Source organism: Sphingomonas psychrotolerans, from assembly GCF_002796605.1.
Lineage (GTDB): Bacteria > Pseudomonadota > Alphaproteobacteria > Sphingomonadales > Sphingomonadaceae > Sphingomonas > Sphingomonas psychrotolerans.
Genome location: NZ_CP024923.1, coordinates 1,542,458 through 1,554,847, shown reverse-complemented (window position 1 = coordinate 1,554,847; position 12,390 = coordinate 1,542,458). Strand labels below are relative to the sequence as shown.

The window sequence follows — 12,390 nt, the reverse complement described above, 5'->3', positions numbered from 1 at the left end:
GTGAACACCGGCTTGGCGTCGCGGGGTCCGGCCTGCTATCCGTCGTGGCGATGACTCTCGATACCGACTCCGTCGTTCCCTCCGGCCCAACCGACGTCCCGTTCGACAGCGCGCTGTCGGAGCGGTATCTCGTCTATGCGCTGTCGACGATCACCGCGCGCTCGCTGCCCGACGTCCGCGACGGGCTGAAGCCGGTGCATCGCCGGCTGCTGTGGGCGATGCGGCTGCTGAAGCTCGATCCCGCAAGCGGCTACAAGAAATGCGCGCGCGTCGTCGGCGACGTGATCGGTAAATACCATCCGCACGGCGACCAGTCGGTCTATGACGCGATGGTCCGCCTCGCGCAGACCTTCGCGCTCCGATATCCGCTGGTCGACGGGCAAGGCAATTTCGGCAACATCGACGGCGATAACGCCGCAGCCTATCGCTATACCGAGGCGCGGCTGACCCAGGTCGCAATGGACCTGATGGCCGGGCTCGACGAGAATGCCGTCGATTTCCGCGCGACCTATAATGGCGAGGAAGAGGAGCCCGAGCTCTTCCCCGGGCTGTTCCCCAATCTGCTCGCCAATGGCGCCGCGGGCATCGCGGTGGGGATGGCGACCTCGATTCCGCCGCACAATGCCGCCGAGCTGATGAACGCCGCGGTGGCGCTGATCGACAATCCGGCCGCCAACGTGCTCGATTATGTCCGCGGCCCCGATTTCCCGACCGGCGGCGTGGTGGTCGACAGCCCCGCCGCGATCGCCGAAAGCTATGCGACCGGACGCGGCGGCTTCCGGGTGCGCGCGAAGATCGAGCGCGTGAACGAGAAGGGCGGGGGCTGGCACCTCGTCGTCACCGAGATCCCCTACGGCGTCCAGAAGGGCAAGTTGATCGAAGGCATCGCCGAGCTGATCAACGAGAAGAAGCTGCCGATCCTGGGAGACGTGCGCGACGAATCGGCGGAGGACATCCGCATCGTGCTCGAGCCGCGCAGCCGCACGGTCAGCTCGGAGGATCTGATCCACAGCCTCTATCGGCTATCGGATCTCGAAGTGCGCGTGCCGCTCAACCTCAACGTGCTCGACAAAAACCGCACCCCGCGGGTGATGAGCCTCGGCGAGGCGATCGCAGCATGGGTCGAGCACCAGTTCGTCGTGCTGCGCCGCCGCTCCGAGCATCGGCTGAGCAAGATCGCCGACCGGCTCGAACTGGTCGGCGGCTACATCATCACTTTCCTCAACCTCGACCGGGTGATCGAGATCATCCGCGGCGAGGACGAGCCCAAGCCGGTGATGATCGCCGAATTCGGGCTGACCGACCGCCAGGCCGAGGCGATCCTCAACATGCGGTTGCGCAGCTTGCGCCGGCTCGAGGAGATGGAGCTCAAGCGCGAGCAGGATGCGTTGCTCAAGGAGCAGGGCGAGCTGGAGACCTTGCTCTCGTCCGACGCGCGCCAGCGGACCCGGATGAAGCGCGATCTGGGCAAGATGATCGAGCGCTACGGACTGGAGACTCCGCTCGGGGCGCGGCGCACGCGGATCGAGGAAGCGGGCGCGGCGCGCGAAATCCCGCTCGAGGCGATGATCGAGCGCGAGCCGATCACCGTGATCCTGTCGCAGCGCGGCTGGATCCGGGCGATGCGCGGGCATGTCGATCTGGTCTCGGCCGAGACGCTGAAGTTCAAGGAAGGCGACGGGCCACTGTTCGCCTTCCACGCGCAGACCACCGACAAATTGCTGCTCGCCGCCGACAATGGCCGGTTCTACACGCTGGGCGGCGACAAATTGCCGGGCGGTCGCGGCTTTGGCGAGCCGGTGCGGCTGATGGTCGACCTCGACGGCGAGCGCCAGATCATCGCATTGCTGCCGGCGAGTTCGGCGAGCAAGCTGCTGGTGGCGGCGAGCGACGGGCGCGGCTTCCTGGTCAACGTCGCCGATGTGATCGCCGAGACCCGGAAGGGCAAGCAAGTGGTGACGCCGCGCGCCGGTGCGCAGCTCAAGCTGGTGCGGCCGGTTCCGTCGGACGACGACGCCGTCGCGGTGATCGGCGACAATCGCAAGCTGCTGGTCTTTCCGCTCACCGAGGTTGCCGAGCTTGCGCGCGGGCAGGGAGTCCAGCTCCAGCGCTATCGCGACGGGGGCCTTTCGGACGTACGCACTTTCAAGATGGCCGAAGGGCTCAGCTGGGCGATGGGCGGGGAGACCGGCCGGACGCGCAGCGAGAGCGACCTTTCACCATGGCGCGCGGCACGCGGTGCGGCGGGGCGGATGCCGCCGACCGGCTTTCCACGGGACAACCGATTCTGAGCCGCGGGCTCCTCGTTACTTCAGCGGGGTTTAACCATTTGTGGCTAACCCGGAGCCAATGGCATTCGGGAAGCTCAGGTCCAGCTCGGCCGCGCTCGCGGAAATTGCGCCGCGCGGCGTAGGGAGCTGCGCGCCCGATCCGTTCGAGACCGGACTGATGCTCGACCTGCTGCCGGTGCCCGCGGTCGCAGTGGCGCTCGAAGACGGCAAGTTCCATTTTCGCGCGCACAACCGCCCGTTCCGCATGGCGGGGCTCGGCACCGTGGCGGCCGAATCGCCGCTGGTCCGGCTGCTCGGCACCCAGCTTCGTCGCTTCATCGAATCGGACGAGACGCAGCAGGAAATCGCGTGGCAGTTCGGCGAGGAAGTCGATTGCCGCTATTTCCGCGTGTCGTTCGCGCGCCGCGAATCGCAGCGGGGCACCGGGTGCTGCCTCGTGACCCTGGTCGACCAGACTTCCGAATTGCGCACCGAGCACAGCCTGCGCCGTGAGATGGCGACCGACAGTCTCACCGGCCTGCCCAACCGCGCCGGGTTCAGCGACCAGCTCGAGAATCTGATCAGCGCCGACAATGCCGAAAGCTATGCGGTATTGGTGGTCAATCTCGACCGGTTCAGCCGGGTCAACGCCTGCATGGGCGGGCTGGCCGGCGACGAGCTGCTGATCTCGGTCGCACGACGACTCAAGGGCGCGTTGCGCGGCCGCGACATCCTCGCGCGGATGGGCGGCGACGAGTTTGGCGTGCTGCTGACGCTCGATGACGGGCCGGGCGACGCGCTGCATGTCGCCAAGCGAGTCCAGGCTGCGCTCGCCACGCCGTTCCGGCTTTCGGACTTCGAGATCCGGGTCGAATGCTCGATCGGCATTGCGCTGGGCGCCGACGATCTGGGCGAGCCCGAGGATCTGATTCGCCACGCCCAATTCGCGGTGAAGCGCGCCAAGACCAGCGGACGCACCGAACTCTACCATACCCGCGCCTTCGACATCGCGCGCGAGCAGTTCAGCGTCGAGACCGAGCTGCGCCGCGCGGTCGAGAATGGCGAAATGACGCTCAGCTATCAGCCGATCTGGGACCTCGGCTCGGGCCGCATAGTCTCGTTCGAGGCGTTGGCGCGCTGGACCAACGAGCGCGGCGTGGCGCTCTCGCCCAACGACTTCATTCCCGTCGCCGAGGAATCGGGCCTGATCGTGCCGCTCGGCCGCTGGGCGATGGAAGAGGCGGCGCGAACGCTGGCGGCATGGGATCGCAGGGCAGGGGGCGATTGCGGCGTCAAGGTCGCAGTCAATTTGTCGGCGATCCAGCTCCAGCGCGACCGGATCCCCGAGATGGTCCAGGCCGCACTCGAACAGGCCGGGATTGCGGGATCGCGGCTCACGCTCGAGCTCACCGAGAGCGCGATCGTCAGCGATCCCGATCGAATCAGCCGGACGATGATGGCGCTCAAGGATCTGGGTGCGACGCTGGCGATGGACGATTTCGGCACCGGCTATTCGAACCTCGCCTATCTCCAGAAACTGCCGATCGACTTGCTCAAGATCGATCGCAGCTTCATCTCGGGCATGCTCGCCGATCGCGACAAGATCGCGATCGTCCGCGCGGTGCTCAGCCTCGCCCAGGCGCTGGGCATGCAGACCACTGCCGAAGGGATCGAGACCAACGAGCTCGCCCAGACGCTGGCGGCGCTCGGTTGCACCTATGGGCAGGGCTATCTCTATGCCCGGCCGCTCGTCGAGGCAGAGGCTTACGCCTTCCTGGCCGCGCGTAGCGCCTGAGCGACGGCTTCGTCGGCGAGCGCGGCGACGCGCTCCGCGGCGGGGAACCCTTCCGAGATCCAGCGATCTTCGACTGCCCGAAGCGCACGCGCGACATCGGGACCCTTGGCGAGGCCGAGCTCGACCAGCGCGCCACCGGTGAGCGGAAGCCGGGGCGGCTGCCAGGACTTAACCTCAAAGATCTGGGCGACCTCACCGTCCGAGAGGATCAGGATGTCCACCGCGCTTTCCACGCCCAGTCGATAGGCGAGCGGCTTCGGCGCCCCATCGGGCGGCGATACCGCGGTGACGAGGCGTTTGCGTTCGGCATTGGAAAGCTTGAGCCGGGCGCCGAGCTGGTCGGCGGCGACGGGATCCTGGGGGAGCAATGCGGCGAGCCGGCGAATCGGGTTTGGCGCGACGCCGGCCGCCTCCTCCCGCGCGGCGACATGAGCCAGTAATGCGGCCGACCTGATTTCGGGCAGGACGGGCTCGAATATGCCGCGGCCGAGCATCAACTCGACCACGCCGACGGCATCCTTCGCGACCAGCAGCTTGAGCAGTTCGTCGCGGATGCGCTCGCGCGACAGCGCCATCAGGTCCTTCGCGCGCGCGGTGCAGGCGTCGAGCCCTTCCGGGTCGGCATGGTCACCGAATCGCGCGAGGAAGCGGAAGAAGCGCAGGATGCGCAGGTGATCTTCGGCGATACGCTGAAGCGGATCGCCGATGAAGCGGACATGGCGTGCCTCGAGATCGGCGACGCCGTGGAAATAGTCGAAGATCTCGCCGGTTGCCGGATCGGCGTAGAGCGCGTTCATCGTGAAGTCGCGGCGGGCGGCGTCCTCGCGCCAGTCGTCGGTGAAGGCGACGGTGGCGCGGCGGCCGTCGGTCGAGACATCGCGGCGCAAGGTGGTGACTTCGACCGGGCCGCTCGGCAGCACCGCGGTGATCGTGCCGTGGGCGAGGCCGGTGGGGACGGCGCGGATCTGCGCTTCCTTGAGCAGTTCGACCACGCGTTGGGGCGGCAGCGCGGTGGCGAGATCGACGTCCGAGACGGGGATCCCGAGCAAGGTATCGCGGACCGAGCCGCCGACGAATCGCGCATCGCCGAGCACTTCGACCAGCCGATCGAGGCCTTCGCGGTGGCGCCATTCGGCAGCGGGCAGAGTCAGGCCGTCCAACGAAGCCTCCGCGAAAGATTGACGATCATCGCCGCCGTGGCGCCCCAGATTCGCCGCTCGCCCCAGAGAATCTCGTAATAATGCCGCTCCCTGCCCTGATAGTGCGCGGTGGCTTCAACATGATTGGCGCTGTCGAGCAGGAAGGCGAGGGGGACTTCGAACACCGCCGCCACTTCCGCCTCGGCAGGAACCAAAGCGAGATCGGGCGGGACCACGCCGACCACCGGAGTGACTTCATAACCGGTGACGGTGCGATAGCGATCGGCAGTGCCGATCACGTCGACCATCCACGTCGGCAGGGCGATTTCCTCCTCGGCCTCACGCAGTGCTGCGCCGACCGGGCCGTCATCCTCGGGATCGATCCGGCCGCCGGGAAAGGCCACCTGTCCGGGGTGGCGGCGCAAGGTCTCGGTACGCTGGGTGAGGATCACGCCCGGCTCGGCGCGATCGGTGACTGCGACCAGAACCGCCGCGGGGTTGCCCGCGATCGCCGGGTCGAAATCGAAATGATCGCCGGCGAGCAGGATGGTTTCATGCGGGCTGGCGAGCGCGATGCGCAGCCGCTCGGCGAGATTCATGCCTGCGGCTCCAGCGCGAAGAAGGCGCCGTTGCTCCACACCCCGGGCGGCGCGCTGCCATTTGTGAGCGCGATCTCGGCAAGCTCGTAATAGACCGGCCGGGCGATCAGCGCCTCGAGCCCGCGGCGGACATGAAGATAGGGGCGGGGGCCATCCTCGCGCTCCTCGAAGCGCAGCGCGTGTCCCGGGCCGGCGGTGAGCAGATCGCCGGTGTTGAGGCGGAAGGCGAGCTTCATCGCCTCGCCTTCGCCCTCGGCCTTCATCTCCACGGCTGTGAACGGGGCGTCCTCGACTTCGATGTCGAGCTTCTCGACCGGAGTGACGAGGACGAATCGCCCGTCGGGTTCGCGGCGCAGGATCGTCGAGAACAGGCGGACCATCGGCGCGCGGCCGATCGGCGAGCCCTGATGATACCAAATGCCGTCGCGGGCGATTCGCATCTCGCTGTCGCCGCAATGCGCGGGGTTCCAGCTTTCGACAGGCGGCAGCCGGTCCTCTTCGGCGAGGCGCGCGATCTCGGCGAGCGACAGGCTGGCGAGATCAGGGGGCGGCGGCGCGGGCATCAGGACTCGTTAGGCGAGGGCGCGCGCGCCCTCAAGCTGCCTGCCGCACGCGCGGGCCGAGCACCCCCGCGCAATCGGGCACCGAATCGCCACGTGCGAGCAGACGGCGCGGCTCGAACGGGCCGGGCAGCCGCCACCCGCTGGTGCGTTCGGCGGTGAAGCCGAAGAAACGGCCATAATATTCGGGATCGCCGATCAGCATGAGCGCGCCGCAGCCCGGCGCGGTGCAGTCGGGGACCGCATCGAGCATGCGCTCCATCAGCGCACGGCCGATGCCGCCTTGCTGACGTTCGGGCTCGACGGCGACCGGGCCGACCATCACCAGCGGCGCGGCGTCGCCGCCGTCGCAAGCGAGCGCGACCGGCCAGCACTGGATCGTGCCCAGCAGCTTTTCGGCGGAATCGAGCGCGGCGAAGCTCAGCTCGGGGACCGGCAGGGTGCCGCCGCGAATGCGATAGGCGGTGCGCGTGCGTCGCTCGGGGCCGAAGGCGCGATCGAGCAGCGCCTCCACGGCCTCGGGGTCGACAGCAGCCAGCGGCACCAACGCGATCACCTGTTCGATATCCTCGCAAACGTCCGGCGCGGTGCCGGGGCGCGCGCTTTAGCGCCGATGCGCCGTGACGCAAGGATTAATGGGGGCAGGGCCGCGCACTTCCCAGCCTTGCGGCTTCTGCTAAGGGGGCCGGAACCCACGAAAGGCGATTAATTGCGCGACTTGCTCCAGCTCCAGGTGCACGACCTCGAAGTCGAGGTGCTGACCGGGATCTATTCCGAAGAGACCCATCTGCCGCAGCCGTTGCGAATCTCGGTGACTGCCGACATCGACATGCCCGAGCGCTTTGCGCCGGATACGCCGCTGAGCGCGTCAAAAAGCTATATCGACCTCAAGCACGCGGCCACCACCGGATTGCCCAGGGACGTGCACTTCACGTTGATCGAAGCGGTGGCCGAGCATGTCTGCGAGACGGTGTTCGTGTCGGACAAGCGCGTCCGCCGCGTCGAGGTGCGAATCGTCAAGCTGGCGATCGCCGAAAATAGCGAATCGATCGGCATCACGATGGTGCGCCACCGGCGCTAGGCGCAGGGACCGAGCGCGCGAAGCACCAGCGTATAATCTTCGCGCGCCGTAGCGGCGGTGGCGGGGTCGGCCGATTCGAGGCTCTCCGGCGGCAGCGTCCGCGGAAGACCGCAGGCGAGGCGATACCAGAGCAGCGTGTTCGCCCGGGGCGGACCTGCCGATTCGTCGACAATGTCCCCCAATGAGACAGCCCAGCGCGGCTGTTCGCCCGGCCGCCGCAGGATCTGGAGCGAAACCGGCGCGCCGTTCGCGGTCTGGAGGAAAACCTGAGTCTCACCTTCGCCGGGCAGCGATCCCGGCACATGAAACGCATTGACCACGCCGGTTATCGCCGGGGGTGCGTCCGCGGCGATCGTCTCGCGCACGAGTCCGCGGACGAGCGCATCGAGTTCAGGAGCCCAGGTGCGTTGGCCGTCGAGGCCGGCCAGCTGGATCTGATCGGATCGCCCGGCAACCGGACGCGCGAAGAGCAGCACGCGCTGCTTCTTGAGTTTGGGCTCGCGACCGCGCTCGTTCAACGGCAGATCGGCGACGTAGCCGATTCTCGTCGAAACCGCGTTCGAGCCACGAATCAGGGCGGTAACATCGGCCTCGACATAGAATCGGGCGCGGCCGGCGGCGACATTCGCGGCTTCGGCACCTTTTATCCTGACGGCGCTGCGAATGCGCGCATCGAGGATCAGCGGCGCACCAAGAACTTGTCCTGCCATAGTGGCATAGCTTGGTAATACAGCTGCCTGAGAAGCTTGGTTTTGCGTGGTTTGCGGGGCGGACTGCGCAGGTGTCGTTAACGATACTGCGCAACAAAACGCTATCATGGGTACGCGGATCATGCGGTTGCGTTACCGGATTGCTCGCTTCTTATACAGAAATAATTCCGTCATCAGGCGCCGGTAGGCACAGTTTGTCCGACAAAGCGTTTGCGTAGCCAGAGAGCCCACGATAGAGACTCGGCGCTCTGCCGCACCGACGCAACCAAGCGAACGGCGGACGGGCTTGTGCGCGGAGCATTCTGGCGCCCAGGGTCGCACAGGATTAGAGGAGTGACGTTGCCGAATGGCTTACGCTGACCGGAATGTAAGTGGCAGCCGGTTCGTTGCGATCGTAATCGTCGCAATTATCGTGGCTGGCTTGGGTTATGCCTTCGTCACGGGCTTGGCATACCAATATATCAAAAAGAAAGCGGAAGAGCTGAAGACCTTCGAGGTCGAAGAGCCGCCGCCCCCGCCCGAGGAGGTTCCGCCGCCGCCGCCGCCGCCAGACAGCCCTGTACCGCCGCCGCCGACACAGATCGTGACGCCGCCGGCTCAGGTGCAGGTCCAGGTGCCGTCGCCGCCGATGCAGACCACCACGACCATCCCACCCCAACCGCCGATCACGCCGCCGGCTCCACCTGCGCCTGTGGCTCCGCCGCAGCCGCCGGCGCCGCCGCGTATCGCAAAGCCGCTCAAGCCCCGCACGCCTCCGGGCAGCTGGGTGACCAATGACGACTATCCGGCAGCCGCGATTCGCGCCGAGCAGCAGGGAACCACTGGTTTCCGTCTCTCGGTCGATGCGAGCGGCAAGGTCACCGATTGCCAGGTGACGTCGTCGAGCGGTTCATCGGTTCTCGACAGTACTGCCTGTTCGCTGCTGCGGCGCCGTGCGCGCTTCACTCCGGCCGAGGATGCAGGAGGGAACAAGATCCCTGCGCCTTTCTCCAGCCGCTTCCGCTGGGAACTGCCGAAGAACTGATTGAGTGGCCGGCGCGCCGCCCCCCGGCGCGCCGGAGTGTGGAACCAGCGCTATCTATTTAGAGGAAAGAACCGACAATGTTCATGACCATTCTCGCCGCTGCGGCGCCCAAGGGCGACAATCCGTACGGCCTCGAAGCCGCTCTCCGCGAGGGCGGAATCATCGCGCAGTCCGTGTTCGGAATTCTGGTGCTGATGCTCTTCGTCTCGCTCTACATCCTGTTCACCAAGCTGTTCGAGCAGCAGAAGATCATCAATCAGTTCAAGCGCGTCCGCACCGGCTTCTGGTCTTCGAACAGCCTCAAGGAAGGCGCTGCGAAGCTCGAGAAGAATTCGGCCTATCGCCAGATCGTCGATGACGGCGTCCAGGCGCAGGAGCAGTATAAGGAACTCACCGATCCGATCGAGGCGCATGACTGGCTGCATGGTTCGCTCGCGCGTTCGGAAGCGTCGATCAACTCGCAGCTCAACGGCGGGCTCGCGTTCCTCGCGACGACCGGCGCCACCGCGCCGTTCATCGGTCTGTTCGGCACCGTGGTCGGCATCTATCGCGCGCTGATCAAGATCGGTTCGCAAGGTCAGGCGTCGATCGACGCCGTCGCTGGCCCGGTCGGTGAAGCACTCATCATGACCGCTCTGGGTCTCGTCGTCGCGGTTCCGGCCGTGCTGGCGTACAACTTCCTGCAGCGCCGCAACAAGGCGATCGCCGAGAACCTCAACGCGTTCTCGAACGACGTGCTCGGCTATCTCGCTTCGGACGGCCGCGTGCGTCCGAAGGTGGCGGCGTCGGCAAAGGCCGCTGTCAAGCCGGTCGGCACCACTACCACCGCCGGTCAGGCGGGTGGCGTGCAGACTCGCGCGTAACCAGTAGGATCGGAGGCCGCATGCTCTGGCGTGCGGCCTCCCCCCGTGGCAAGTTCCCCCGGGGGCAAATAAGGATAGGATAACGCCCAATGGCGATGAGCGTAGGCGACAGCGGCGACGACGCACCGATGTCGGACATCAACACCACGCCCCTCGTGGACGTGATGCTGGTGCTCCTGATCATCTTCCTGATCGCCATTCCCGTGGTGATCCAGAATATCGATCTGTCGCTGCCCAAGGTTCAGTTCGAACCGACCACTACCAAGCCCGAGAATGTGGCGCTTTCGATCACGGGTGCCGGCGGCCAGTGCCAGGTGTATTGGGGCATGACCCCGGTCACGAGCAAGGAACTGCTCGACAAGGGCGTGGAGAAGCTGAGGACGGAAATCGATCGCCAGGGCGGCCCCAACGCTGCCGGCCTCGAGCTTCCCGAAGTGCATATCCGCGGCGACGTGAGTACCCCGTACCGCTGCATCGGCGGCACCATCTACACCATGCAGATGGCAGGTTTCGTGAAGGTCGGCTTCATCTCCGAGCCCGAAGCCGGTTCTGCCGTCACGCGCATGTGACGCGCCCGTTTAAGGAGTTTTCGAAATGGCAATGAGCGCTGGCCGTGACGATGGCGAGCCGATGATGGAAATGAACACGACGCCGTTGATCGACGTCATGCTCGTGCTCCTCATCATGTTCATCATCACCATTCCCATCCAGACCCATGCGGTGAAGGTGGATCTGCCGCAGAACAGCAACAATCCGGCTCCCGTCGTGGAGCCGCAGAAGAACAAGCTGTATATCGACGCGAACGGCACTTTGTTCTGGAACAGCGTGCAGATCGACGACCTGACGCTGCGTCAGTATCTCGACGCGTCGCTTCAGCAGGATCCGGAGCCCGAACTGCACTTCCAGCCCGATCCCAATGCCCGCTACGAGGTAGTCGACCGGGTGCTCGCGATCGTGAAGCGGGCAAACGTGACCAAGCTCGGCTTCGTCGGCAACGAGCAATATCGCAACGACTTCTGACCCCGGCGGCGCGCAAGCGCGGCCGCAGTAAATCAGGCAAGGCGGTCCCGGCGGGGCCGCCTTTCTTTTTTGCGTCAAATTCGCTTGCTCCGATGCAACGAAAGTGTCACACAAGAGTCATTAAGATGTCACGGAAGAGTCACCGTGATGCAATGATTCAGGAGGGTGCCATGCGTATCGGGTTCGTTCTCGTCGCCGCCGCGTCGTTCGTCGCGGCAGTTCCAGCGCAGGCGCAGGACAGCGCCGTCGCCAGCACACAGATCGCGCAGGGCGACTTTGCCCAGGCCGAATCGAAGCTCATGGCCGAACTGCGCGTCCATCCCGGCCGCCCCGAGCTGCTGCTCAACCTTGCCGCGGTCTATGCGAAGACTGGCCGCACCAGCGAGGCGCGCAGCCTCTACACCAAGGTGCTCGGCCAGAATGACGTGTTGATGGATATCAGCGCCGAACAAACCGCCGGCTCGCACGCACTTGCGCAGCGTGGCCTGCGCCGGCTCGACACGGTCCAGTTCAGCGCGCGCTGATTTCGCGGGGAGCGCCGGCCGTCTTGTGGGCAAGGAATTCGGCGCCTGCACATATAAACATCGTCACCCCGGCCTTGGGCCGGGGTCCACGGTGCCGCATCGGCGGCCCTCTCATCTCCAGGCTATTGTGTGCCTCCCGGTGGATCCCGGCCCTGGGCCGGGATGACGATCGGGTGGAGCGAGGACCTTAAAATCGAACTCGCATCACAGCCGCGGCAGCGTCACGCCGCGCTGGCCCATATATTTGCCCGCGCGATCGGCATAGCTCGTCTCGCAGGGCTGATCGCCCTTGAGAAACAGGAACTGGCACGCGCCTTCATTGGCGTAGATCTTGGCGGGCAACGGCGTGGTGTTCGAGAATTCGAGCGTGACATGGCCTTCCCATTCGGGCTCGAGCGGAGTCACGTTGACGATGATCCCGCAGCGCGCATAGGTCGATTTGCCGAGGCAGATCACGAGAACGTCGCGTGGGATGCGGAAATATTCGACTGTGCGGGCCAGCGCGAAACTGTTGGGCGGGATGATGCAGACGTCGGTCTTGCGATCGACGAAGCTGTTCGAGTCGAAGTTCTTGGGATCGACGACCGAACTGTCGATATTGGTGAAAATCTTGAACTCGTCGGCGACGCGCGCGTCATAGCCGTAAGAGGACAGACCGTAGCTGATGCATCCTTCGCGGCGCTGCGCCTCGACGAACGGCTCGATCATGTTGGTGGCAAGGGCCTGTTCGCGAATCCAGCGGTCGGAAAGGATCATTCGGGGCTCCGGACGAGTGTGGCCCCTCGTTTCGCGGGAAGCGCGACGC

The 12,390-nt window shown here is 65.8% G+C and carries 14 protein-coding genes; 8 read left to right on the top strand and 6 right to left on the bottom strand.

Going from position 1 to position 12,390, the window contains the following annotated elements; translation table 11 throughout:
• Nucleotides 1-50: 50 nt before the first annotated feature.
• Both parC and CVN68_RS06920 read left to right on the top strand, forming a co-directional pair.
• A complete protein-coding gene (parC, locus tag CVN68_RS06925) occupies nt 51-2,291 on the top strand; it encodes a DNA topoisomerase IV subunit A (protein ID WP_100281540.1) in 2,241 nt (746 codons plus the stop codon).
• 157 nt (nt 2,292-2,448) lie between these two features.
• Nucleotides 2,449-4,065 (top strand): putative bifunctional diguanylate cyclase/phosphodiesterase, encoded by a 1,617-nt coding sequence (locus CVN68_RS06920; RefSeq protein WP_100284265.1) that lies wholly within the window; start codon nt 2,449-2,451, stop codon nt 4,063-4,065.
• Here CVN68_RS06920 and CVN68_RS06915 read toward each other — a convergent pair.
• The 4 genes from CVN68_RS06915 to CVN68_RS06900 are packed head-to-tail and all read right to left on the bottom strand — an operon-like array spanning nt 4,035 to nt 6,919.
• Nucleotides 4,035-5,225: a CCA tRNA nucleotidyltransferase gene (locus tag CVN68_RS06915; protein ID WP_100281539.1), complete on the bottom strand. Its 1,191-nt coding sequence runs from the start codon at nt 5,223-5,225 to the stop codon at nt 4,035-4,037. The genes CVN68_RS06920 and CVN68_RS06915 overlap by 31 nt on opposite strands.
• On the bottom strand, nt 5,213-5,803 hold the full coding sequence (locus CVN68_RS06910) for a CoA pyrophosphatase (RefSeq protein ID WP_100281538.1): 591 nt from the start codon (nt 5,801-5,803) through the stop codon (nt 5,213-5,215). Before CVN68_RS06910 ends, CVN68_RS06915 begins: the two co-directional genes overlap by 13 nt.
• On the bottom strand, nt 5,800-6,366 hold the full coding sequence (locus CVN68_RS06905; protein ID WP_100281537.1) for a DUF1285 domain-containing protein: 567 nt from the start codon (nt 6,364-6,366) through the stop codon (nt 5,800-5,802). Before CVN68_RS06905 ends, CVN68_RS06910 begins: the two co-directional genes overlap by 4 nt.
• 31 nt (nt 6,367-6,397) lie before the next feature.
• Nucleotides 6,398-6,919, bottom strand: a complete 522-nt coding sequence (locus CVN68_RS06900; RefSeq protein WP_100281536.1) for a GNAT family N-acetyltransferase — start codon at nt 6,917-6,919, stop codon at nt 6,398-6,400.
• A 153-nt stretch (nt 6,920-7,072) separates the two neighbouring features.
• Between CVN68_RS06900 and CVN68_RS06895 the strand changes: the two genes are divergently transcribed.
• On the top strand, nt 7,073-7,444 hold the full coding sequence (locus CVN68_RS06895) for a dihydroneopterin aldolase (RefSeq protein ID WP_100281535.1): 372 nt from the start codon (nt 7,073-7,075) through the stop codon (nt 7,442-7,444).
• Here the strand turns inward: CVN68_RS06895 and CVN68_RS06890 are convergent.
• Nucleotides 7,441-8,154, bottom strand: a complete 714-nt coding sequence (locus CVN68_RS06890; protein WP_100281534.1) for a hypothetical protein — start codon at nt 8,152-8,154, stop codon at nt 7,441-7,443. The two genes, CVN68_RS06895 and CVN68_RS06890, sit on opposite strands and share 4 nt — an antisense overlap.
• Nucleotides 8,155-8,500: 346 nt before the next feature.
• Here CVN68_RS06890 and CVN68_RS06885 point away from each other — a divergent pair, with 346 nt between their 5' ends.
• The 5 genes from CVN68_RS06885 (at nt 8,501) to CVN68_RS06865 (ending at nt 11,585) form a co-directional block, all read left to right on the top strand.
• Nucleotides 8,501-9,178: an energy transducer TonB gene (locus CVN68_RS06885; RefSeq protein ID WP_100281533.1), complete on the top strand. Its 678-nt coding sequence runs from the start codon at nt 8,501-8,503 to the stop codon at nt 9,176-9,178.
• Between the two features lie 77 nt (nt 9,179-9,255).
• Nucleotides 9,256-10,041, top strand: a complete 786-nt coding sequence (locus CVN68_RS06880) for a MotA/TolQ/ExbB proton channel family protein (protein WP_100281532.1) — start codon at nt 9,256-9,258, stop codon at nt 10,039-10,041.
• An 89-nt stretch (nt 10,042-10,130) separates the two neighbouring features.
• Complete coding sequence (locus tag CVN68_RS06875; protein WP_100281531.1) at nt 10,131-10,610, top strand: ExbD/TolR family protein; 480 nt, start codon at nt 10,131-10,133, stop codon at nt 10,608-10,610.
• A gap of 25 nt (nt 10,611-10,635) precedes the next feature.
• On the top strand, nt 10,636-11,061 hold the full coding sequence (locus CVN68_RS06870) for an ExbD/TolR family protein (protein ID WP_100281530.1): 426 nt from the start codon (nt 10,636-10,638) through the stop codon (nt 11,059-11,061).
• A 170-nt stretch (nt 11,062-11,231) separates the two neighbouring features.
• Nucleotides 11,232-11,585 carry a tetratricopeptide repeat protein gene (locus tag CVN68_RS06865; RefSeq protein WP_100281529.1) on the top strand — a complete coding sequence of 118 codons (354 nt, stop codon included), beginning with the start codon at nt 11,232-11,234 and terminating at the stop codon, nt 11,583-11,585.
• Nucleotides 11,586-11,789: 204 nt separating this feature from the next.
• Here the strand turns inward: CVN68_RS06865 and dcd are convergent, their stop codons facing one another.
• Nucleotides 11,790-12,341, bottom strand: a complete 552-nt coding sequence (gene dcd, locus CVN68_RS06860; protein ID WP_100281528.1) for a dCTP deaminase — start codon at nt 12,339-12,341, stop codon at nt 11,790-11,792.
• Nucleotides 12,342-12,390 lie beyond the last annotated feature (49 nt).

Coding starts and splice junctions, on each gene's coding strand:
- dcd (WP_100281528.1), bottom strand. CDS start 12,341: ATGATCCTTTCCGACCGCTGGATTCGCGAACAGGCCCTTGCCACCAAC.
- CVN68_RS06865 (WP_100281529.1), top strand. CDS start 11,232: ATGCGTATCGGGTTCGTTCTCGTCGCCGCCGCGTCGTTCGTCGCGGCA.
- CVN68_RS06875 (WP_100281531.1), top strand. CDS start 10,131: ATGGCGATGAGCGTAGGCGACAGCGGCGACGACGCACCGATGTCGGAC.
- CVN68_RS06905 (WP_100281537.1), bottom strand. CDS start 6,366: ATGCCCGCGCCGCCGCCCCCTGATCTCGCCAGCCTGTCGCTCGCCGAG.
- CVN68_RS06870 (WP_100281530.1), top strand. CDS start 10,636: ATGGCAATGAGCGCTGGCCGTGACGATGGCGAGCCGATGATGGAAATG.
- CVN68_RS06880 (WP_100281532.1), top strand. CDS start 9,256: ATGTTCATGACCATTCTCGCCGCTGCGGCGCCCAAGGGCGACAATCCG.
- CVN68_RS06885 (WP_100281533.1), top strand. CDS start 8,501: ATGGCTTACGCTGACCGGAATGTAAGTGGCAGCCGGTTCGTTGCGATC.
- CVN68_RS06910 (WP_100281538.1), bottom strand. CDS start 5,803: ATGAATCTCGCCGAGCGGCTGCGCATCGCGCTCGCCAGCCCGCATGAA.
- CVN68_RS06920 (WP_100284265.1), top strand. CDS start 2,449: ATGCTCGACCTGCTGCCGGTGCCCGCGGTCGCAGTGGCGCTCGAAGAC.
- CVN68_RS06890 (WP_100281534.1), bottom strand. CDS start 8,154: ATGGCAGGACAAGTTCTTGGTGCGCCGCTGATCCTCGATGCGCGCATT.
- parC (WP_100281540.1), top strand. CDS start 51: ATGACTCTCGATACCGACTCCGTCGTTCCCTCCGGCCCAACCGACGTC.